We start from the raw sequence: 20,020 nt of genomic DNA, 5'->3' as shown, positions 1-20,020 counted from the left end.
AGTGATATCCGGCACGTTGCGTATAGGCCACCTAAGTTGTTAGGTAGCATCGCTCACGAAATGAGCGAACTTGACACCCCAGTCGAACTTGACACCCCAGTCGAACTTGACACCGACGAGGTCCAATCCGTTCGAACCGACGGGGACAGCTGGGAAATCACCGAGAGTGTGGGCGCCACCGCCCTGGGCGTGGCCGCCGCGCGCGCGGCCGAGACCGCGCAGGACAGCCCGCTGATTCGCGATGATTTTGCCTATCCGCTGGTGTCGTCCGCGGGTCCCGCCTGGGCCCGACTTGCCAGCGGCGACCTCGGCTGGCTCGAGGACGACGAGCCCGGGCGCCGTGCGCAGACGATGGCGCGCGACTATCAGGCCGTCCGCACGCATTACTTCGACGCATACTTTCGCGCCGCAATGCGCGCGGGCATCGCGCAGGTGGTGATCCTCGCGGCCGGGCTGGATTCCCGGGCGTATCGCCTCGATTGGCCCGACGGGACCACGCTCTACGAAATCGATCAGCCCAAAGTGCTTGCATATAAGGGAAACACACTCGATGGCCTCGGCGCAGTACCGAAGGCCCACCGCCGCCCCGTCGCGATCGATCTACGTGACGACTGGGCGGCCGCGCTGACGGCCGCCGGCTTTGACCGCCGCCGGCCGACCGCGTGGCTTGCCGAGGGCCTGCTGCCGTATTTGCCCGCCGCGGCCCAGGATCGGCTGTTCGAGATGGTGACCGAGTTGAGTGCGGTCGGCAGCCGAATCGCGGTGGAGGCGTTCGGATTCGAAAACGCTAAGCTGACGAGCCACCGCCGCCGCGCCTGGCGGCGGCGGACCGCGGCGATGCGGGAGCGACTCGGACTGGACGTCGACGTCGAGACACTGACCTACCGCGATGAGGACCGCGCCGACGCCGGGCAGTGGCTGACCGAGCATGGGTGGCGCGTCGACGCCGTCCCCAACAGTGCCGAGATGGCCCGACTGGGCAGGCCGATTCCGCCGGACCTGGCCGATGAAGCCGTCAGCAGCGTGCTTCTCAGCGGCCGGCTGGAATCGCGATGAGCGCGCTGCGCACCCACGACGACTCCTGGGACATCGCCACCAGCGTCGGCTCCACCGCGGTGATGGTGGCCGCGGCGCGGGCCGCCGAGACCGCCAGGGCAGACCACCTCATCGACGACCCGTACGCCCAGATTCTGGTGGCGGGCGCCGGCACCGGCGTGTGGGAGTTCCTGGTCGACGACTCGGTCGCGGCCAAGCTGGACGAGCTCGACCCCGAGGCGGCCGCGATCTTCCGGCAGATGCGCACCTATCAGGCGGTGCGGACCCACTTCTTCGACGGCTTCTTCGCCGACGCGGCGGCCGCGGGTATCCGGCAGATCGTCATCCTGGCCGCCGGGCTGGACTCGCGCGCGTACCGGCTCGACTGGCCGGCCGGCACCACCGTATTCGAGATCGACCAACCGAAGGTGCTCGAATACAAGGCTGCGACGCTGGCCGCGCACGATGCCGAGCCGTCGGCGCTGCGCCGCGAGGTACCGGTGGATCTGCGCTTCGACTGGCCGAAAGCCCTGTGCGACAGTAGTTTTGATTCCGATCAGCCGACTGCATGGTTGGCCGAGGGCTTGCTGATGTACCTGCCCGCGGCTGCTCAGGACCGGCTCTTCGAGCTCGTCACCGCGCTGAGCGCACCGGGTAGCCGGATCGCGGTGGAGACCGTCGGCAGTCACGCGCCCGAACGGCGCGCGGAGATGCGGGAGCGCTTCGAGCGGATCCGGGAGCAACTCGGCTTCCCGGACAGCCTCGACGTCCAGGACCTGATGTACGACGATCCCGACCGCGCCGACGTCACCACCTGGCTGAACGACCACGGCTGGCGAGCCGCCGGCATTCATTCCCGTGCGGTGCAGCGCCGGCTGGGCCGCCACGTCGAGCTGGCGAACGACGACGAAGATGCCTTCGCCACCTTCGTCACCGCCGAGATTTCGGGCGCGGCATGACCCGAAGCGACGGCGACTCCTGGGACATCGCCACCAGCGTCGGCTCGACGGCCGTGCTGGTGGCCGCCGCGCGGGCGGCGGAAACGGCGAGCGAGCAGCCGCTGATCCGAGACGAGTTCGCCGAACTGCTGATCTCGACGCCGGAGCTGTCCGAGCTGATGTCCAAGATGTCGTCGACGTTCGCGAGCGACGCGGAATTCGAGAACATCTATCGGCACATGGTCGACTACCAGGCCGCAAGAACCCATTTCTTCGATGCGTTCTTCGCGGCGGCGGCCGACGCCGGGATCCGCCAGCACGTGATCTTGGCCGCCGGGCTGGACTCGCGGGCCTACCGGTTGGGTTGGCCCGCTGGCACCGTCGTCTACGAGGTCGACCTGCCGAAGGTCCTGGAGTACAAGTCGTCGACGTTGGCCGCCCACGGCGGTCAGCCGACCGCGACCCGCCGCGAGGTGCCTGCCGACCTCCGCTACGACTGGCCGAAGTCCTTGCGAGACAGCGGGTTTGATCCAGCACAGCCGACGGCGTGGCTCGCCGAGGGGCTGCTGCTGTTCCTGCCGGGTGAGGCCCAGGACCGGATGTTCGACGACGTCACGGCGCTGAGCGCGGCGGGTAGCCGCGTCGCGCTCGAGGTCTGGGCGATCGACGACGCCGCCAGGGACGCAATGGACAGGCAGCGGCAGCGCGCCGAGGAGCTGCGGGCACGACTAGGTCAAGACAACGTCTTCGATCCGGGCGACCTCTGGTACGACGATGACGACCGCTCGGACCCGGCGGAGTGGTTCGCCGCGCACGGGTGGCACACCGAATCGGTCACCGGCGGTGACTACCTGGCGCGACTGGGTCGGCCGCTGCCGGACCAGGTCGAGAAGCAGCCGCCGGTCGTCGGTAACTTCGTCACCGCACAGAAGTCCTGACGCGGCTGCGGCGTGACCCGACCGGCTGGTTAGGATCACGTCACGCCGCCGGTCTGGAAGGACGCGTCATGACCACCGAATCCGTCGCACCCAAGGCAGTCGACGCACCCAACCAGCAAATCGGCCCAATTGTCGCCAAGCTGCGCGACACCTTCGCGACCGGACGCACCCGCGGTGCGGACTGGCGCAAGCAGCAGCTGCGCCGGCTGGAACGGATGATGGTCGACAACGAGTCGGCGATCGCCGCGGCGCTGGCAACAGACCTTGACCGCAAACCGTTTGAGGCGTGGCTGGCCGACTCTGCCACCACCGCCGCCGAGGCGCGTTACGCCGCCAAGCATGTCGGCAGGTGGATGCGGCGCCGCCACCGGCTGCTCGAGCTCGCTCAGCTGCCGGGGCGCGGCTGGATCGAGTACGAGCCGTACGGCACCGTGCTGATCATCGGCGCGTGGAATTACCCGTTCTATCTGACCCTCGGCCCGGCGGTCGGCGCGATCGCGGCCGGCAACACCGTCGTTCTCAAGCCGTCCGAAATCGCGCCCGCCTCCTCACGATTGATGGCCGAGCTGGTGCCGCGCTACCTCGACGACGACGCGATCGCGGTCGTCGAGGGCGACGGCGCGGTGAGCCAGCAGCTCATCGCGCAGGGCTTCGACCGCGTGCTGTTCACCGGCAGCTCCGAGATCGGCCGCAAGGTCTACGAGGGCGCGGCGCCGCACCTGACCCCGGTAACGCTCGAACTCGGCGGCAAGAGCCCGGTGATCGTCGCGGCGGACGCCGACATCGACGTCGCCGCCAAGCGGATCGCATGGATCAAGCTGCTCAATGGCGGCCAAACCTGCGTCGCACCCGATTACGTGCTGGCCGACGCGAAGATTCGCGACGACCTCGTGAACAAGATCAACCAATCGATCACCAGGTTCGGGTCGGACCAGCCGGCCGGCATGCGAATCGTCAACCAGCGCCAGTTTGACCGGCTGACCGGCTACCTGGCCGAAACGAAGGGCGCCGTCGCAGTCGGCGGTGGCTCCGACCGGTCGGAGCTGCGCCTGCAACCCACCGTGGTCGTCGACCCCGACCCCGATGAGCCGTTGATGCGCAACGAGATCTTCGGCCCGATCCTGCCGATCATCACCGTCGAATCCCTCGACGAGGCAATCAAATTCGTCAACGCCCGGCCGAAGCCGTTGTCGGCGTACCTGTTCACCAGCACGCGTGCGGTGCGGGAACGCGTGATCAAGCAGGTGCCGGCCGGTGGCATGCTGGTCAACCACCTCGCGTTCCAGGTGTCGACGGCCAAGCTGCCGTTCGGTGGGGTCGGTGCGTCCGGCATGGGGGCCTACCACGGCCGCTGGGGCTTCGAGGAGTTCAGCCACCGCAAGTCGGTGCTGACCAAGCCCACCCGACCCGACCTCGCCGGCTTCATCTACCCGCCGTACACCGAGAAGGCGTGGAAGCTCGCCCGCAGGCTGTTCTAGCGTTCAAGAAAGGAACCCGATGCCAGGAGTGCAGGATCGTGTCATCGTCGTCACCGGAGCCGGCGGAGGGCTTGGTCGCCAGTACGCGCTGACCCTGGCCAGCGAGGGCGCCAACGTGGTCGTCAATGACCTCGGCGGTGCCCGCGACGGCACCGGCGCCGGCTCGGCGATGGCCGACAGTGTGGTCGCCGAGATCAAGGAGGCCGGTGGCCGCGCGGTGGCGAACTATGGCAACGTCGCGGACACCGACGGCGCGGCGAACATCGTCAAGACCGCCCTCGACGAGTTCGGGGCCATCCACGGTGTGGTCAGCAACGCCGGAATCCTGCGGGACGGCACGTTCCACAAGATGCCGTTCGAGAACTGGGACTCCGTGCTGAAGGTGCACCTCTACGGCGGCTACAACGTGATCCGCGCGGCCTGGCCCCACTTCCGCGAACAAGGCTACGGGCGCGTGGTGGTGGCCACCTCGACCAGCGGGCTGTTCGGCAACTTCGGGCAGGCCAACTACAGCGCCGCCAAGCTCGGGTTGGTCGGACTGATCAACACGCTGGCCCAGGAGGGCGCGAAATACAACATCCATGCCAACGCGGTCGCGCCCGTCGCGGCGACCCGGATGACCGAGGACATCCTGCCCCCCGAGGTCTTGGACAAGCTGAAGCCCGAGTATGTGGCGCCGGTGGTGGCGTACCTGTGCACCGAGGAGTCGACGGACAGCGGTTCGGTGTTCATCGTCGGCGGCGGTTCGGTGCAGCGGGTGGCGCTGTTCCAGAACAAGGGGCCGAAGTTCGACACCCCGCCGTCGGTGGACGACATCGCCGCGCACTGGGCCGAGATCACCGACTTGTCCGACGCCAAGCAGGCCACCTTCAGCCTGGGTTGAGCGACCCGCCAAGCTAGTGAGCACCGGCGGCATAGTCCTGGTCGCGCTCGCGATCGCGGTCGGCCTTGTCGGCATCGTGTTGCCGATACTTCCCGGAATCCTGCTGGTTTGGGGCGCGATCGCGGTGTGGGCGTTCTACGAACGCACGCCGTTGTCGTGGGTGACGCTGGCGGCGGTTACCGCTCTGCTGGCCGTCACCACCGTCATCAAGTACCTGTGGCCGATGCGGCGCATGCGTCGAGTCGACGTGCCCGCGTCAAGCCTCGTCCTCGGCGGGGTGCTCGGCATCATCGGATTCTTCGTGATACCGGTGCTCGGGCTCGCGATCGGCTTCGTGCTCGGCATCTACCTCGTCGAGTTGGGACGCCGCCGCGATCAGCGGCTGGCGTGGACATCGACGGTGGCAGCGTTGAAAGGCGTCGCGTTGTCGACACTGATCGAGCTGACCGGCGCACTGTTGGCCACCGGCGTCTGGCTGCTCGCCGTGTTCGCCGGCACCTAGCCAAGCAGCGCCGCGCGCATTGCCTCGATGTCTCGCGGTTCGACGCCGGCGGCGCGCAGGTAGCCGTCCAGTGAGCCGTAGTCCTCGTCGATGGTTTCCAGTGCGGCGCTCAGATATTCGCGGCGGACACCAAGCACGTTGGTCGACAGCCGGCGCTGCGCCAGCTCCCTTGCCTCGTCGGAGATGTCGGTGCGACTCGCCAGCATATCCAACATCAGGTCACGAAGCTCTGGCACCGCGTCGTTGCTTCGCATGTAGTCGTCCATGATCGCTTCGCGGTCGACACCGAGCGTCGCGAGCACCACCGCGACCGCGAAGCCCGTGCGGTCCTTGCCGGCGAAGCAATGCGCGAGGACGGGCTTTCCCTCGCCGAGCAACGAGATCAGCCGTTGCACGGCCCGCTGCGCGCCCTGGAGTCTGGCGAAGCGGCGGTACTCCTGCTTCATGAACTTCGCTTCGGCGGCGGGCAATTCCTCGTCGGTGGTGCCTTCCCGGACCACCCGCCGGTAGGCCTCTTCGTGCGGAGCCTCGCCCTCGGCGCCGTCGATGTCGGGAAACGGCAGATTGTGAACGACGATGCCGTCGGGCACCCGATCGGGGCCGTAGCGTTCCAGCTCGTGCGGCGAGCGCAGATCGGCCACATCGGTTATTCCGGTGTCCTGCAGCATTTTCCCGCCGGCGTCGTCAAGCCAGCTCAACTGGCCTGACCGCAGGAACCGGCCGGTGCGCACGGTGGCCCCGCCGGGCGTGGTGAGTCCGCCGACGTCCCGCAGATTCCAGACGCCGCTTAACCTCAGCACCTAGGTGACCGCCGCCGCGAAAGCGCTCTTCTCGCGGCCGATCTCGGCTCGCGCAATGGACCGCATGTGCACTTCGTCGGGACCGTCGAAGATCCGCATCGCGCGATGCCACGCGTACATCTGCGCCAGCGGGGTGTCTTCGGTGACGCCAGCGCCGCCGTGGACCTGGATCGCGCGGTCGATCACATCGCAGGCCACCTTCGGCGCGACCGCCTTGATCTGGGCCACCAGGTGGCGGGCCTCCTTGTTGCCGTGCTGGTCGATGGTCCACGCGGCCTTCTCACACAGCAGCCGCGCCTGGTCGACCTCGTTGCGCGACTTGGCGATCGACTCGCGGACGACACCCTGCTCGGCCAGCGCGCGGCCGAACGCGACCCGGGTGCGGGCCCGGTCCACCATCAGCGCGAGCGCCCGCTCGGCCGCGCCCAGCGCGCGCATGCAGTGGTGGATGCGGCCGGGCCCGAGGCGGGCCTGCGCGATCGCGAAGCCGGAGCCCTCCTCGCCGAGCAGGTTGGTGGCCGGCACCCGGACGTTGTCGTACTCGACTTCGCCGTGGCCGTGCTGGTCGTGCCAGCCGAACACCGGCAAGTCCCGCAATATGTTCACCCCCGGCGTGTCGATCGGCACCAGGACCATCGACTGCTGGAGGTGCGGCGCCGCGTCGGGATCTGTCTTGCCCATCACGATCAGCACCCTGCAGCGCGGGTCGGCCACACCCGAGCTCCACCACTTGCGGCCGTTGATCACGTACTCGTCGCCGTCGCGGGCGATGGTGGTGGCGATGTTGGTGGCGTCACTGCTGGCCACCGCCGGCTCGGTCATCGAGAACGCGCTGCGGATCTCCCCGGCCAGCAGCGGTTCCAGCCAATCCTGCCGCTGCTGCTCGGTGCCGAACAGGTGCAGGATCTCCATGTTGCCGGTGTCGGGCGCGGCGCAGTTCAGCGCCTCCGGGGCGATCTCCGGGCTCCACCCGGTCAGCTCGGCCAGCGGCGCGTATTCAGTGTTGGTCAGGCCCGACACCGGCGGCAAGAACAGGTTCCACAGGCCGCGCTCCTTGGCCAGCGCCTTGAGCTCCTCGATGACCGGCGGCGGAGTGTGATCGGTCGGGCCGCGTTCCTGCCGGTACCTGTGGTAGGTGGCTTCGGCGGGGAACACGAACTCGGTCATGAAGGCGCTGAGCCGCTTATGGTAATCCTGTGCCCTGGCTGACATCGCGAAGTCCATGGCAGCCAGACTACGGACACGACATTCCGCTGTGGTGACGCACCAACCGTTCAGCGGCCGCTTGTCGCCGGATCCGGTGTCGCGAAACACCGTCTGACGTTGGTGGTGATCAGTACTTCGCGCACGGTCGCGACGTCGATGTTGGGAAAGTCGAAAATGATCGGCTGTGCAACCGGGTCGATGTTGGCCGACTTGGCGTAGTCGGTACCGAGGCTGGTGCGCACCAGCGCGGTGACGTAGTCCGGTTGGCTACCCCAGTAAGTCACGAAGATGCCCTTGTCGGTGGGGGCCTTGCCCCAGGCGTCCGCGACCGGGCACGGCGGGTTGCCCTCGACGTCCGGCGGAGGTGTGGCGTAGCCGGGCGCCGCAATCGGGGCCGCCGAGGTGGCTGCGGCCGGGATTGGCCGGTTCGTCTCGGAGCCGGCGCGGTGCGCACCGTCATTCGCACTGCACGCTCCCAGCAGCACCGCGGACATCAACCCCAGAGTTGTTGCGCGTGTGGCGACCCCCATAGGCACCCCTTGCGCACTCGTGCGTTAACGGACTGACGTGGCCCCGTCGCCGTCGTAATCGTCAACGCTCGGATACCCATTTTGCATCCGTACTCACCCCCGGCGCGGGGATTTGTCGTGCTTTTTGCCAACCCGCACAACAACCGCCCACCGGTCACGCGCGCTGGTGCGACAACTCCTCGTTGTCCTTCTTGCCCGCGGTCTCCGGGTACTGGCCCGTCGCGCAGAAGATGATGTGGTGGGCCACCTCGACGGCGTGGTCGGCAAACCGCTCGTAGAAGCGGCTCAACAGGGTGATGTCCACGGCCGCGGCGATGCCGTGGTTCCACTCCGGGTCCATCACGATCGTGAACAGGTGCCGGTGCAGCGAGTCCATCGCGTCATCCGCGTGCCGCACCTGGGCAGCCAGGTACGGGTCGCGCGACAAGAGCACCTCACGGGCGTCCTCACCCAACTGCACTGCCAGCGCGCCCATCTCCGCGAAATACTTCCGCACCTCATCCGGCAGCGCCAAGGCGGGATGGCTGCGGCGGGCGATCCTGGCCACGTGCCACGCGAGCACGCCCATCCGGTCCACGTCGGCGGCAATGTGAATGGAGCTGACGATCGCGCGTAGGTCACGGGCCACCGGTGCCTGCAAGGCCAGCAGGGTGAAGGCGGTGGCCTCGGTGTCGGCGGTCATCGAGGTGATTTTGTCGTGATCGCTGATAACCCTTTCAGCAAGCTCGAGATCGCCCTCGAGCAGCGCCGTGGTCGCCCGCTCCATCGCCGTGCCAGCCAGCCCGCACATGTCGGCCAGCCGTCGCGTGAGCGCGTCAAGCTGCTGGTGGAACACTGTGCGCACTAGCGATCCATCCCTGTCGGCCTCGGCTACTTTTCACCGGTTTACCCGGCTTTCCTGGGTATCAACCGATAGCGTGATGGATTTTCGCCGGGCCAGCTAGGCGTGTCCCATGGCCGATTGGTGAACGAAGCATTTCACCGTTTTGGTCGACTTCATTCGCCGGAATTCGCTACCACCGTACCGGCAGCTTCGCGTGGCCACTCGGCAACACCGACCGGCCGTCGTGGCTGATGGCCGACGCCGGCGGCCGCCGGGGCGAGCTATCGCAGGCTCGCGGATGAGCCGAATCGAAGCGCTGACGAAGCGCAGCGAGCATCCGCTCGAGTGACTGGCGTTCCCGCTCCTCCGCGCGGAGCGTGCGCCGCAATCGCCGCGCGTCGTCGGTGTTGCCGCGGGCCTGACAGCGGGCGAGCGCGTCGTGGTATTTGCCAATCCGGCGATCGATCTCGGCACAGCATTCGGTGAGAAGCAGCCGAAAATACTCCGCTTGCTGTAGATCGGCGGCCCTGTCTGAACGCACTGGGACAACCTAACCGATGGCTGTGTGCGGTGCGCGTCGTTCGGAACTGAAAAGCCCGCCATGCCGGTGCACTGATCAATCACGAGTCCACCGATCGGGGCAATCGGCGCCGTTTGCTGTGAGAAGCTGCCACCATGTCCGGTTTGGCCCGGCCAAGGACCAGCCATGGTTAAAAAGGTCCGCGTGGTGGTGGGTGACGATCACCCACTGTTCCGCGACGGCGTGGTGCGGGCACTGGCCTCAAGCGGGGAGGTCGACGTGGTCGCCGAGGCCGACGACGGTGTCGGTGCGCTCGAGTTGATCAAGCAACACCAACCCGACGTCGCTCTGCTCGATTACCGGATGCCCGGCATGGACGGTGCTCAGGTCGCCGCGGCGGTGAAGCGCGACGAGCTGCCCACGCGCGTGCTGCTGGTGTCGGCGCACGACGAATCCGCGATCGTCTACCACGCCCTATCGGAGGGTGCCGCCGGATTCCTGCCCAAGGAGTCGACGCGCAGCGAGATCGTCAACGCGGTACTGAACTGCGCCAAGGGCCGCGACGTCCTTTCGCCGGGCCTCGCGGCGGGCTTGGCCGGCGAGATCCGTCGGCGCGCGGAACCGGCAGGCCCGGTGTTGAGCCCGCGCGAGCGCGAGGTGCTCAACCTCATCGCCCGCGGCCTCAGCATTCCGGCGATGGCCGCGGAGTTGTACCTCGCTCCCTCGACGATCAAGACCCACGTCCAGCGGCTCTACGAGAAGTTGGGTGTCGGCGATCGGGCCGCGGCAGTCGCCGAGGCGATGCGACGGCGGCTCCTGGAATAGCGTGAACCGGCCCTTCCATCGGATAGTCGAAGTCATGCACTCGAAATGTCCATCGGGCATCCTGGCGGCATGACGAGAGACGAGATCACAGCTCAGGTCGTCGCGGCCCGGCTGGACAAGGGATTGACGTGGCAGCAGCTCGCCGACGCGATCGACAAGCCGGTGGTGTGGACCACCGCTGCGCTGTTGGGCCAGCACCCGATTCCGGTCGACAAGGGTAAGGCGCTCGTCGAAATGCTCGGCCTGGACGAAGCGGCGGTGCCGGTGCTCGCGGCGGCGCCGATGCGCGGCGGGCTGCCGACCGCGGTGCCCACCGACCCGACCATCTACCGCTTCTACGAGGTCCTTCAGGTGTACGGGCCGGCGATCAAGGAACTGATACACGAGCGGTTCGGCGACGGCATCATGAGCGCGATCAACTTCAGCGTCGAGCTGGAGAAGAAGCCGCACCCGGCCGGCGACCGCGTGGTCGTGACGTTCGACGGCAAGTTCCTGCCGTACGAGTGGGCCGCCGCCGAACACTGAGCCGCGGCGAGTTAGGCGCCCGGTCCCGTCCTAGTAGGTTGTTCAATGCTTACCGCAGGGTGGTTCCGGCGGGGGAAGTAGAGATCTGACACGTCATGACAGAGCAGACGACGATCGGCGTCGTGCGGGAGTCGGCGGCGGGGGAGCGGCGGGTCGCGCTGGTCCCGAAGGCGGTCTCGGCGCTGGCATCTCGGGCGCTGGCCGTGGTGGTGGAGGCCGGCGCCGGCGACAAGGCGTTGCTGCCCGACGGGTTGTACACCGAGGCCGGCGCGACGATCGGCGATGCGTGGGCGGCCGAGGTGGTCGTCAAGGTGGCGCCGCCCACCGCGGCGGAAGTGGCCAAATTGCACCGTGGTCAAACCCTGATCGGCTTTTTGGCCCCGCGCGACCCGGATAACGTCATCCCCGCGCTCACCCGGGCCGGAGTGCAGGGGTTTGCGCTGGAGGCGGTGCCGCGGATATCCCGCGCCCAGGCGATCGACGCGTTGTCGTCGCAGGCCAACGTGGCCGGCTATAAGGCGGTGGTGGTGGCCGCATCGGAGCTGACCCGGTTTTTCCCGATGCTGACCACCGCCGCGGGCACGGTGAAGCCGGCCACCGTGTTGGTGCTGGGGGTCGGGGTGGCGGGTCTGCAGGCGTTGGCCACCGCCAAGCGCCTCGGCGCCCGCACCACCGGGTATGACGTGCGCCCCGAGGTGGCCGAGCAGGTGCTCTCGGTGGGGGCGCAGTGGCTGGACCTGGGCATCGACGCCGCCGGTGCGGGCGGCTACGCGCGCGAGCTGACCGATGAGGAGCGCATCCAGCAGCAGAAGAAGCTGGCCGAGGCGATCACCGGGTTCGACGTGGTGATCACCACGGCGCTGGTGCCGGGCCGGGCGGCACCGCGGCTGGTGACCGCCGAGGCGGTGCAGGGCATGTCGCCGGGCAGCGTGGTGGTCGATTTGGCCGGGGAGACCGGCGGCAACTGCGAACTGACCGAGCCGGGCAAGACCGTGGTCAAACACGACGTCACGATCGCCGCGCCGTTGAATCTGCCCGCGACGATGCCCGAGCACGCCAGCGAGCTGTATTCGAAGAACATCACGGCACTGTTGGACCTGTTGGTCACCGACGGCAAGCTGGCGCCCGATTTCGACGACGAAGTGGTCGCGGCGGCCTGCATCACGCGCAACGGGGAGGCATAGATGTACACCCAACTCCTGGCCAACCTGGCGATTCTGGTGCTGGCCGGCTTCGTCGGGTTCGCGGTGATCTCCAAGGTGCCCAACACCCTGCACACGCCGTTGATGTCGGGCACCAACGCGATCCACGGCATCGTCTTGCTGGGCGCGCTGGTGGTGTTGGGCCGCATCGAGCATCCGTCGGTCGCCGAGCAGATCATCTTGTTCGTCGCGGTGGTGTTCGGCACCCTGAACGTGATCGGCGGATTCGTGGTCACCGACCGGATGCTGGGCATGTTCAAGTCCCGCAAACCTGCGCCGGTCAAGGTCGAGACGAACGGGCAAGGGCGATGACCGAACTGGTCGCGGTGCTCTACGTCGTCGCGTTTGGGATGTTCATCTACGGCCTGATGGGGTTGACCGGGCCGAAAACCGCGGTGCGCGGCAACTGGATCGCCGCGGCGGGCATGGCGGTCGCGGTGCTGGCCACGTTGATCGCGATCCGCCACACCCACAATTGGGCGTTGATCGTCGCCGGACTGCTGCTCGGCGTGGTGCTGGGGGTTCCGCCGGCTCGGCTGACGAAGATGACCGCGATGCCACAACTGGTGGCGCTGTTCAACGGCGTCGGCGGCGGCACGGTCGCGCTGATCGCGTTGTCGGAATTCATTGACACCAGCGGTTTTTCGGCGTTCCACCACGGCGAAGCGCCGACCGCGCACATCGTCGTGGCGTCGCTGTTCGCCGCGATCATCGGGTCGATCTCGTTTTGGGGGTCGATCATCGCGTTCGGCAAGCTGCAGGAAATCCTGCCCGGCCGCCCGATCGGGCTGGGCAGGGCCCAGCAGCCACTGAACGTGCTGCTGCTCATCGCCGCCGTCGCCTCGGCGATCGTGATCGGTATCAACGCCCACCCCGGCGGTGGGGCGTCGCTGTGGTGGATGATCGGATTGCTGGCCGCCGCCGGCGTGCTGGGCCTGATGGTGGTGCTGCCGATCGGCGGCGCGGACATGCCCGTGGTCATCTCCCTGCTCAACGCGCTGACCGGATTGTCAGCCGCCGCAGCGGGTTTGGCGCTGAACAACACCGCGATGATCGTGGCGGGCATGATCGTCGGCGCATCGGGTTCGATCCTGACCAACCTGATGGCCAAGGCGATGAACCGGTCCATCCCGGCGATCGTGGCCGGCGGGTTCGGCGGCGGCGGGGTCGCGGTCTCCGGGGGCGACGGCGTGGACCGCACCGTGAAGTCCACCTCGGCGGCCGACGCCGCGATCCAGATGGCCTACGCCAACCAGGTCATCGTGGTGCCCGGCTACGGCATGGCCGTCGCCCAGGCCCAACACGCGGTCAAGGACATGGCCAGCCTGCTCGAAGACCGCGGCGTTGCGGTGAAATACGCGATTCACCCAGTGGCCGGGCGGATGCCCGGGCACATGAACGTGCTGCTGGCCGAGGCCGACGTCGAATACGACGTGATGAAGGAAATGGACGACATCAACGACGAATTCGGCCGCACCGACGTCGCGCTCGTCATCGGCGCCAACGACGTCACCAACCCGGCCGCGCGCAGCGAACCGAACTCGCCGATCTACGGCATGCCGATCCTCAACGTCGACAAGTCCAAATCGGTGATCGTGCTCAAGCGGTCGATGAACTCCGGCTTCGCCGGCATCGACAACCCGCTGTTCTACGCCGACGGCACCACCATGCTCTTCGGCGACGCCAAAAAGTCGGTCACCCAGGTCACCGAGGAGTTGAAGGCGCTGTAGCGCTTAGACCGGCGGATAGGCCGCCGGTGGGTAGCCGCCGCCGGGGCCGGAAATCCCGCGCAGCCCCCAGGCGAACCAGCCGAAGAAGTATTCGAGCTCGTCGCTCGCGTCGTAGTCGGGACTCGGATCCATCAGATACCTCCCAAGTGTGACGCGACGTTTTCGGCAGTGTATCCCGGCAGTCCCGATCGCGGTCTCGATGACGGCGCAGATGACGATGCAGATGACGATGCAGATGACGGCGCCGCCGCAGCGGCTTGACCTAAACTGTCCAACCAGTTGATTGACAACCGGACGGCGTCCGGTCCTACCTATAGTGAGTCGCCATGCCTACCGAAACCGGCGCCGAGACCGCGAACGGGTTGTCCCGTCGCGAGGAGTTGCTGGCCGTCGCCACCAAGCTGTTCGCGGCGCGCGGCTACCACGGCACCCGGATGGACGACGTGGCCGACGTGGTCGGGTTGAACAAGGCGACGGTCTACCACTACTACGCCAGCAAGTCGCTGATCCTCTACGACATCTACCGGCGAGCGGCCGACGGCACGCTGGCCGCGGTGCACGACGACCCGTCGTGGTCGGCGCGCGAGGCGATCTACAACTTCACCGTGCGGCTGCTGACCAACATCGCGAACAACATCGAACAGGCCGCGGTGTACTTCCAGGAGGGCCCGTACATCACCGAGTGGTTCACCGAGGACCAGGTTGCCTACATCCGGTCGGCCGAGACGCAGGTCTACGAGCACGTGCACGGCGTCATCGACCGCGGCATCGCCAGCGGCGAGTTCTATGAATGCGACTCGCATGTCGTGGCGCTGGGCTACATCGGGATGACGCTGGGCTCATACCGGTGGCTGCGGCCCAGCGGGCGCCGGACCGCCGACGAGATCGCCGTCGAGTTCAGCACCGCGCTGCTGCGCGGGTTGATTCGCGACGAGACCGTGCGCGAGACCGAGCCGCTCGGCGTGCCGCTCGGTGCGGCGCCGCACGCCGAACCGACGGCGGGTTAGACCGCATGCCGATCGTGAGCAAGACCGTCGAGGTGGCCGCCCCGCCGGAACTGATCATGTCCATCGTCGCCGACTTCGAGGCCTATCCGCACTGGAACAAAGAGGTAAGGGGCTGCTGGATCCTCGCCCGCTACCACGACGGCCGGCCCAGCCAGCTGCGCCTCGACGTGGAGGTCCAGGGCATGGCGGGCACCTACATCTGCGCGGTCTACTACCCGAGCCCGGCGCAGATCTACACGCTGCTGCAGCAGGGCGACGTGTTCGAGAAGCAGGTGCAGACGTTCTCGGTGGTGCCGATCGGGTCGTCGTCGCTGCTGACCGTCGACCTCGAGGTCGAGACGAAGATGTCGGTGCCGAACATGATGGTGAAGAAGGTCGTCAACGACGCGCTTGACTACCTGGCCGAAAACCTGAAGGCCCGCGCCGAACAGATGGCCGCCGGCGCCTAGCCCGCCGGCGCCTAGCGCGCGCTCACTTCCAGACCCCCGTGGCCTCCAGTCGGTCGATCAGCCGCCGCGAACCGTCGGTGATTTCGCGCGTCGTCAGCGCCACGACGGCGTCGACATCCCGCCGGCGCAGCGCCGTGACGAGCCGGCGGTGGATGTCGACGGCTTTCCTGCCCCAGTCTCGGTCCAGCGGATAGACCATCGGCGGCAGATACCGTCCGACATGCAGCTGAAACCACGCCAGCTTGATCCGGCCGGTCGCCCGATTGAACACCCGGTAGAAGTCGAACACCGCGGCCGCGACCGTCTCGGCGTCGCCGTCTTCGACCGCAGTCGCCATCGACTCGTTGAGCCGCTCCAGTTCGTCGATCTCGGGTTCGGTGATCCGTTCCGCCGCGCTGGCGGCGAGCTCACGCGCGATCGTCGACTGCAGCCAGAAGATGTCCTCGATGTCGCTGCGGCTCAGCGCCGCGACGACGTGACCCCGGTGCGGCTCGAGCCGGACCATGCCCTCCCCGCGCAACGTCCGCAGTGCCTCGCGCACCGGCATGATGCTCATGCCGAGTTCGGCGGCCGTCTCGTCCAGCCTGATGAACGTGCCGGGCCGCAGCGCCCCGGACATGATCGCCGCGCGCAGATGCGCGGCCACTTCGTCGGACAGCTGCTCGCGTCGCACCGTTGGCCGCCGCCCCCGCGCCGGTGCGTTCACGTTCGCCCTCCTCGGGCTATGGGTCACGATCCGGCCGCCTTTGCAGCCGTGGGGTTGCCCCCGGACCGTCAAGATCATAGTGTGACCGAGGCAACAACCATGTTTGATCAAATATCAACTCTGCGCAACCCGATTAACCACCGAAGGGGCCAACGCAGTTGAGCGCTCCGCGTCCCACCGACCAGCCGTATCTGGCGCGGCGGCAGAACTGGTGCAACCAGCTGGCCCGCCACGCCCTGATGCAGCCCGACGCGACCGCCCTGCGCTACCTCGGCAGGACCACCACCTGGGCCCAGCTCGACTCGCGGGTGAACGCGCTCGCCGACGCACTGAGCCGCCGCGGCGTCGGGTTCGGCGAGCGCGTGCTGATCCTGATGCTCAACCGCGTCGAATACATCGAATCGGTGCTGGCGGTCAACACACTCGGCGCGATCGCGGTGCCGGTCAACTTCCGACTGACCCCGCCAGAGATCGGTTACCTCGTCTCGGACTGCCAAGCGCGCGTGATGATCACCGAGTCAGTGCTCGCCGGCGTGGCCACCGGGGTGCGCGAGCTCGACCCGACACTGGCCACGGTGATCGTCGCCGGAGCATCGACCGACGACGGCGTGCTGGGTTACCAGGACTTGCTGGCGGAGGACGGCGAGCCGCACGCGATCGTTGACATCCCCAACGAGAGCCCGGCGCTGATCATGTACACGTCCGGCACCACCGGGGTGCCCAAGGGTGCGGTGCTGACCCACACCAACCTGACCGGTCAGGCCCTGAGCGCGCTGAGCACCAACGGTGTTGACCTCAACCACGACGTCGGGTTCATCGGCGTTCCGTTGTTCCACATCGCCGGCATCGGCAGCATGCTCGTCGGACTGCTGCTGGGCCTCCCGACCGTGATCTACCCACTCGGCGCGTTCGATCCCGGCGCGCTGCTTGACGTGCTGGAAGCCGAGCGGGTGACGTCGCTTTTCCTGGTGCCGGCGCAGTGGCAGGCGGTCTGCGCCGAGCAGCGGGCGAACCCTCGCCACGTCGCGCTGCGCGTGATGTCATGGGGTGCCGCCCCCGCGTCGGACACCCTGCTGCGTCAGATGGCCCAGACATTTCCCGGCACCCGGATTCTCGCGGCGTTCGGCCAGACCGAGATGTCGCCGGTGACTTGCGTGCTGCTCGGCGACGACGCGATCCGCAAGCTCGGCTCGGTGGGCAAGGTCATCCCGACCGTCGCCGCGCGCGTGGTCGACGACGACATGGACGACGTCCCCGTCGGCCGGGTCGGCGAGATCGTGTATCGGGCCCCGACCTTGATGGCCGGTTATTGGAACAACCCGGAGGCCACCGCCGAGGCCTTTGCCGGCGGCTGGTTCCACTCCGGCGACCTGGTCCGCCAGGACGACGAGGGCTACGTCTGGGTCGTCGACCGCAAGAAGGACATGATCATCTCGGGCGGGGAGAACATCTACTGCGCCGAGGTCGAGAATGTGCTCGCGAGCCACCCGGCAATCGTCGAAGTCGCGGTGATCGGGCGCGCCCACGAGAGATGGGGCGAGGTTCCGATCGCCGTCGCGGCCGTCACCGACGACGGCCTCACCGTGTCTGATCTTGAGAGATTCCTAAGCGAGCGGCTGGCGCGTTATAAGCATCCGAAGGGACTGGAGATCGTCGACGCGCTGCCCCGCAACCCCGCCGGCAAAGTTCTCAAGACCGAACTGCGGGACCGCTTCGGCGGCCCCGATCTGACCCGCGTTCAAACCCGAACTTGTTGTGCCCCAACGATTTCCGCGGTGGCGGGTGATGGCTGATCGGAGGCGGTTTGTTTGATAGCAGTTCACCGGACGTTAATCGTGCGGATGCGGTGCAATGTCCCACCGCCATCGGGTACATTCCTGTGGTCCGTCTAAGTACCGATGAGTAGCCGGACGCCGTCACACAGCCGGGGCAGGGACAAGGAGAGGGCGTGCGACTAAGCGGGCGATTGCGCCGCGACGATCGACGTGATGTCGTGCGGGTGATCGGATGAGCACCTCGACCGGGATCACCGGTTATGTGCGGGACCAGACCAGGCCCGCGCTCGAGGCCGTTGGTGGCTTCTTCCGGATGTGCGTGCTGACCGTCAGGGCGCTGTTCCGCTGGCCGTTCCAGTGGCGCGAGTTCATTTCGCAGTGCTGGTTCCTGTTTTCCGTCTCGCTGTTGCCGACGATCGCGGTCTCCATCCCGTTGACCGTGCTCCTCATCTTCACGCTGAACATCCTGTTGCGGGAGTTCGGCGCCGCCGACATCTCGGGCGCGGGTGCGGCGATCGGCGCGGTCACCCAGCTCGGCCCGCTGACCACGGTGCTCGTGGTCGCCGGCGCGGGCTCGACCGCGATCTGCGCGGACCTCGGCGCCCGCACCATCCGCGAGGAAATCGACGCGATGGAAGTGCTCGGCATCGATCCCGTCCACCGACTGGTGGTACCTCGGGTGCTCGCCGCCACCTTCGTCGCCCTGCTACTCAACGGTCTCGTGATCACCGTCGGCCTCGTCGGCGGCTACATCTTCGGTGTGTATCTGCAAAACGTGTCGGGCGGCGCATACCTCACCACGCTGACCCTGATCACCGGCCTGCCCGAGGTCGTCATCGCGACGATCAAGGCCGGCGTGTTCGGCTTGATCGCCGGCTTGGTCGGCTGTTACCGGGGCCTCACCGTTTCCGGCGGGTCCAAGGGCGTCGGCACCGCCGTGAACGAGACGGTGGTGCTTTGCGTCGTTGCGCTGTACGCGGTCAACGTGGTGCTGACCACGATCGGTGTGCGGTTCGGAACGGGGCGCTGAGATGACGTCGACGAATGCCGTACTGCGTGCCCGGTTCCCGCGGGCCTACGAGCGCGCCACCCGCATCAGTGCCGCACCCGCACGCGCGCTCGGCACCACGGGTGCCCTCGCCTGGTTCATCGTGCAGGCGGTCGGCCAGATGCCGTACGCGCTGCGGCGTTACCGCAAAGAGACCCTGCGCCTGGTCGCCGAGGTCGGCATGGGCACCGGCGCGATGGCAGTCATTGGCGGCACCGTCATCATCGTCGCCTTCGTGACGCTGTCCGGCAGTTCACTGGTCGCCATCCAGGGCTTCGCGTCACTGGGCTACATCGGCGTCGAGGTGTTCACCGGTTTCTTCGCCGCATTGGTCAACGTGCGCATCGCCGCCCCCGTCGTCACCGGTGTCGCGCTGGCGGCCACGGTCGGCGCCGGCGCCACCGCGGAGTTGGGTGCCATGCGGATCAGCGAGGAGATCGATGCATTGGAGGTCATGGGCATCAAGTCGGTCGCGTACCTCGTGTCCACCCGGGTGATGGCCGGGCTAGTGGTGATCGTCCCGCTGTATGCCGCGGCGATGCTGATGTCGTTCCTGTCTCCGCAAGTCGTCACGACGATCTTGTACGGTCAGCCCTCGGGCACCTACGAGCACTACTTCCGGACCTTCCTGCGGCCCGAAGACGTCTTCTGGTCGTTCCTCGAGGCCATCATCATCGCGGCGATCGTGATGGTCACCCATTGCTACTACGGCTACACCGCCAGCGGCGGGCCCGTCGGCGTGGGCGAGGCCGTCGGCCGGTCGATGCGGTTCTCGCTGGTCTCGGTCGTGGTGGTAGTCCTGTTGGCCGCGTTGGCGCTCTACGGTGTCAACGCCAACTTCAACCTGACGGTGTAACCGTATGACGGCTCCGCTGAACACCCCGCGCAACCCGCCGTACAAGACGGCGGGAGCTCTTTTGTTGGTGATCTTGCTGGTGATCTTGGCGCTGGTGTTTTTCCAGTTCCGCGGTGATTTCACGCCGAAGACGCAGTTGACGATGATTGCCGGGCGCGCGGGGTTGTCGATGGATCGCGGGGGCAAGGTCACCTACAACGGTGTGGAGATCGGCCGGGTCGCCAAGATCGACCTGCTTGAGCAG

24 protein-coding genes are annotated in these 20,020 nt (G+C 67.4%); 17 read left to right on the top strand and 7 right to left on the bottom strand.

Translation table 11 applies throughout. The annotated features are described in order from the left end of the window. The first annotated feature begins 60 nt into the window (after window positions 1–60). The 6 genes from VE759_RS21950 (at window position 61) to VE759_RS21925 (ending at window position 5,774) form a co-directional block, all read left to right on the top strand. Window positions 61–1,056, top strand: coding sequence for a class I SAM-dependent methyltransferase (locus VE759_RS21950; RefSeq protein WP_324936378.1), 996 nt, complete (start codon window positions 61–63; stop codon window positions 1,054–1,056). Beyond that, window positions 1,053–1,994 carry an SAM-dependent methyltransferase gene (locus tag VE759_RS21945; RefSeq protein WP_324936376.1) on the top strand — a complete coding sequence of 314 codons (942 nt, stop codon included), beginning with the start codon at window positions 1,053–1,055 and terminating at the stop codon, window positions 1,992–1,994. Before VE759_RS21950 ends, VE759_RS21945 begins: the two co-directional genes overlap by 4 nt. Further along, the gene (locus VE759_RS21940) at window positions 1,991–2,911 is read left to right on the top strand and encodes a class I SAM-dependent methyltransferase (protein ID WP_324936374.1); all 921 of its coding nucleotides are present in this window, start codon (window positions 1,991–1,993) and stop codon (window positions 2,909–2,911) included. The genes VE759_RS21945 and VE759_RS21940 overlap by 4 nt, the downstream gene beginning before the upstream one ends. A 68-nt stretch (window positions 2,912–2,979) precedes the next feature. Continuing rightward, window positions 2,980–4,389 (top strand): aldehyde dehydrogenase family protein, encoded by a 1,410-nt coding sequence (locus VE759_RS21935; protein WP_324936372.1) that lies wholly within the window; start codon window positions 2,980–2,982, stop codon window positions 4,387–4,389. Window positions 4,390–4,408: 19 nt separating this feature from the next. Then, complete coding sequence (locus tag VE759_RS21930) at window positions 4,409–5,272, top strand: SDR family oxidoreductase (RefSeq protein WP_324936370.1); 864 nt, start codon at window positions 4,409–4,411, stop codon at window positions 5,270–5,272. Window positions 5,273–5,288: 16 nt separating this feature from the next. Then, window positions 5,289–5,774, top strand: coding sequence for a DUF456 domain-containing protein (locus VE759_RS21925; RefSeq protein ID WP_324936368.1), 486 nt, complete (start codon window positions 5,289–5,291; stop codon window positions 5,772–5,774). Here VE759_RS21925 and VE759_RS21920 read toward each other — a convergent pair. The 5 genes from VE759_RS21920 to VE759_RS21900 all read right to left on the bottom strand — a co-directional run bounded on the left by VE759_RS21920 (window position 5,771) and on the right by VE759_RS21900 (window position 9,674). Beyond that, a complete protein-coding gene (locus tag VE759_RS21920) occupies window positions 5,771–6,574 on the bottom strand; it encodes a tyrosine-protein phosphatase (RefSeq protein WP_324936366.1) in 804 nt (267 codons plus the stop codon). The genes VE759_RS21925 and VE759_RS21920 overlap by 4 nt on opposite strands. Then, window positions 6,575–7,786 (bottom strand): acyl-CoA dehydrogenase family protein, encoded by a 1,212-nt coding sequence (locus VE759_RS21915; protein ID WP_324936412.1) that lies wholly within the window; start codon window positions 7,784–7,786, stop codon window positions 6,575–6,577. Window positions 7,787–7,848: 62 nt separating this feature from the next. Beyond that, window positions 7,849–8,310 carry a hypothetical protein gene (locus VE759_RS21910; RefSeq protein ID WP_324936364.1) on the bottom strand — a complete coding sequence of 154 codons (462 nt, stop codon included), beginning with the start codon at window positions 8,308–8,310 and terminating at the stop codon, window positions 7,849–7,851. Window positions 8,311–8,464: 154 nt separating this feature from the next. After that, entirely contained in the window at window positions 8,465–9,154 is a 690-nt protein-coding gene (gene phoU / locus VE759_RS21905; RefSeq protein ID WP_324936362.1) for a phosphate signaling complex protein PhoU, read from the bottom strand. Between the two features lie 169 nt (window positions 9,155–9,323). Further along, window positions 9,324–9,674, bottom strand: a complete 351-nt coding sequence (locus tag VE759_RS21900; RefSeq protein WP_324936360.1) for a hypothetical protein — start codon at window positions 9,672–9,674, stop codon at window positions 9,324–9,326. A 165-nt stretch (window positions 9,675–9,839) separates the two neighbouring features. Between VE759_RS21900 and VE759_RS21895 the strand changes: the two genes are divergently transcribed. The 5 genes from VE759_RS21895 (at window position 9,840) to VE759_RS21875 (ending at window position 13,935) form a co-directional block, all read left to right on the top strand. After that, window positions 9,840–10,478: a response regulator transcription factor gene (locus VE759_RS21895; RefSeq protein ID WP_324936358.1), complete on the top strand. Its 639-nt coding sequence runs from the start codon at window positions 9,840–9,842 to the stop codon at window positions 10,476–10,478. Between the two features lie 69 nt (window positions 10,479–10,547). Then, window positions 10,548–11,003 carry a cyanase gene (cynS, locus tag VE759_RS21890; RefSeq protein ID WP_324936356.1) on the top strand — a complete coding sequence of 152 codons (456 nt, stop codon included), beginning with the start codon at window positions 10,548–10,550 and terminating at the stop codon, window positions 11,001–11,003. Between the two features lie 95 nt (window positions 11,004–11,098). Further along, window positions 11,099–12,187 carry a Re/Si-specific NAD(P)(+) transhydrogenase subunit alpha gene (locus tag VE759_RS21885; RefSeq protein WP_324936354.1) on the top strand — a complete coding sequence of 363 codons (1,089 nt, stop codon included), beginning with the start codon at window positions 11,099–11,101 and terminating at the stop codon, window positions 12,185–12,187. Next, window positions 12,188–12,517 (top strand): NAD(P) transhydrogenase subunit alpha, encoded by a 330-nt coding sequence (locus tag VE759_RS21880; RefSeq protein ID WP_324936352.1) that lies wholly within the window; start codon window positions 12,188–12,190, stop codon window positions 12,515–12,517. Then, window positions 12,514–13,935 (top strand): NAD(P)(+) transhydrogenase (Re/Si-specific) subunit beta, encoded by a 1,422-nt coding sequence (locus VE759_RS21875; RefSeq protein ID WP_324936351.1) that lies wholly within the window; start codon window positions 12,514–12,516, stop codon window positions 13,933–13,935. Before VE759_RS21880 ends, VE759_RS21875 begins: the two co-directional genes overlap by 4 nt. A 3-nt stretch (window positions 13,936–13,938) precedes the next feature. Here the strand turns inward: VE759_RS21875 and VE759_RS21870 are convergent, their stop codons facing one another. After that, window positions 13,939–14,067: a hypothetical protein gene (locus VE759_RS21870; RefSeq protein ID WP_324936349.1), complete on the bottom strand. Its 129-nt coding sequence runs from the start codon at window positions 14,065–14,067 to the stop codon at window positions 13,939–13,941. Window positions 14,068–14,261: 194 nt separating this feature from the next. Here VE759_RS21870 and VE759_RS21865 point away from each other — a divergent pair, with 194 nt between their 5' ends. Together VE759_RS21865 and VE759_RS21860 are read left to right on the top strand one after the other, a co-directional pair. Beyond that, window positions 14,262–14,942: a TetR/AcrR family transcriptional regulator gene (locus VE759_RS21865; RefSeq protein WP_324936347.1), complete on the top strand. Its 681-nt coding sequence runs from the start codon at window positions 14,262–14,264 to the stop codon at window positions 14,940–14,942. Between the two features lie 5 nt (window positions 14,943–14,947). Beyond that, a complete protein-coding gene (locus tag VE759_RS21860; protein WP_324936345.1) occupies window positions 14,948–15,391 on the top strand; it encodes an SRPBCC family protein in 444 nt (147 codons plus the stop codon). A 22-nt stretch (window positions 15,392–15,413) separates the two neighbouring features. Here the strand turns inward: VE759_RS21860 and VE759_RS21855 are convergent, their stop codons facing one another. After that, window positions 15,414–16,097 carry a GntR family transcriptional regulator gene (locus VE759_RS21855; RefSeq protein WP_324936343.1) on the bottom strand — a complete coding sequence of 228 codons (684 nt, stop codon included), beginning with the start codon at window positions 16,095–16,097 and terminating at the stop codon, window positions 15,414–15,416. Window positions 16,098–16,255: 158 nt separating this feature from the next. Here VE759_RS21855 and fadD5 point away from each other — a divergent pair, with 158 nt between their 5' ends. From fadD5 to VE759_RS21835, 4 genes are all read left to right on the top strand, one after another. Beyond that, window positions 16,256–17,890 (top strand): fatty-acid--CoA ligase FadD5, encoded by a 1,635-nt coding sequence (gene fadD5 / locus VE759_RS21850; protein ID WP_324936341.1) that lies wholly within the window; start codon window positions 16,256–16,258, stop codon window positions 17,888–17,890. A gap of 214 nt (window positions 17,891–18,104) precedes the next feature. Continuing rightward, window positions 18,105–18,902, top strand: coding sequence for an ABC transporter permease (locus VE759_RS21845; protein ID WP_324936339.1), 798 nt, complete (start codon window positions 18,105–18,107; stop codon window positions 18,900–18,902). A 1-nt stretch (window position 18,903) separates the two neighbouring features. Further along, the gene (locus VE759_RS21840) at window positions 18,904–19,776 is read left to right on the top strand and encodes an ABC transporter permease (protein WP_324936337.1); all 873 of its coding nucleotides are present in this window, start codon (window positions 18,904–18,906) and stop codon (window positions 19,774–19,776) included. Window positions 19,777–19,780: 4 nt separating this feature from the next. Then, the coding region (locus VE759_RS21835) for an MlaD family protein (RefSeq protein WP_324936335.1) at window positions 19,781–20,020 on the top strand (240 nt) is incomplete at its 3' end.

It is taken from the genome of Mycobacterium sp., from assembly GCF_035640695.1.
GTDB lineage: Bacteria > Actinomycetota > Actinomycetes > Mycobacteriales > Mycobacteriaceae > Mycobacterium.
Note: the sequence above shows the minus strand (reverse complement) of the source record. Positions and strands in the feature narration are given on the sequence as shown.

Coding starts and splice junctions, on each gene's coding strand:
- VE759_RS21950 (WP_324936378.1), top strand. CDS start 61: ATGAGCGAACTTGACACCCCAGTCGAACTTGACACCCCAGTCGAACTT.
- VE759_RS21945 (WP_324936376.1), top strand. CDS start 1,053: ATGAGCGCGCTGCGCACCCACGACGACTCCTGGGACATCGCCACCAGC.
- VE759_RS21940 (WP_324936374.1), top strand. CDS start 1,991: ATGACCCGAAGCGACGGCGACTCCTGGGACATCGCCACCAGCGTCGGC.
- VE759_RS21935 (WP_324936372.1), top strand. CDS start 2,980: ATGACCACCGAATCCGTCGCACCCAAGGCAGTCGACGCACCCAACCAG.
- VE759_RS21930 (WP_324936370.1), top strand. CDS start 4,409: ATGCCAGGAGTGCAGGATCGTGTCATCGTCGTCACCGGAGCCGGCGGA.
- VE759_RS21915 (WP_324936412.1), bottom strand. CDS start 7,786: ATGTCAGCCAGGGCACAGGATTACCATAAGCGGCTCAGCGCCTTCATG.
- VE759_RS21910 (WP_324936364.1), bottom strand. CDS start 8,310: ATGGGGGTCGCCACACGCGCAACAACTCTGGGGTTGATGTCCGCGGTG.
- VE759_RS21895 (WP_324936358.1), top strand. CDS start 9,840: ATGGTTAAAAAGGTCCGCGTGGTGGTGGGTGACGATCACCCACTGTTC.
- cynS (WP_324936356.1), top strand. CDS start 10,548: ATGACGAGAGACGAGATCACAGCTCAGGTCGTCGCGGCCCGGCTGGAC.
- VE759_RS21885 (WP_324936354.1), top strand. CDS start 11,099: ATGACAGAGCAGACGACGATCGGCGTCGTGCGGGAGTCGGCGGCGGGG.
- VE759_RS21880 (WP_324936352.1), top strand. CDS start 12,188: ATGTACACCCAACTCCTGGCCAACCTGGCGATTCTGGTGCTGGCCGGC.
- VE759_RS21875 (WP_324936351.1), top strand. CDS start 12,514: ATGACCGAACTGGTCGCGGTGCTCTACGTCGTCGCGTTTGGGATGTTC.
- VE759_RS21870 (WP_324936349.1), bottom strand. CDS start 14,067: ATGGATCCGAGTCCCGACTACGACGCGAGCGACGAGCTCGAATACTTC.
- VE759_RS21865 (WP_324936347.1), top strand. CDS start 14,262: ATGCCTACCGAAACCGGCGCCGAGACCGCGAACGGGTTGTCCCGTCGC.
- VE759_RS21860 (WP_324936345.1), top strand. CDS start 14,948: ATGCCGATCGTGAGCAAGACCGTCGAGGTGGCCGCCCCGCCGGAACTG.
- VE759_RS21845 (WP_324936339.1), top strand. CDS start 18,105: ATGAGCACCTCGACCGGGATCACCGGTTATGTGCGGGACCAGACCAGG.
- VE759_RS21840 (WP_324936337.1), top strand. CDS start 18,904: ATGACGTCGACGAATGCCGTACTGCGTGCCCGGTTCCCGCGGGCCTAC.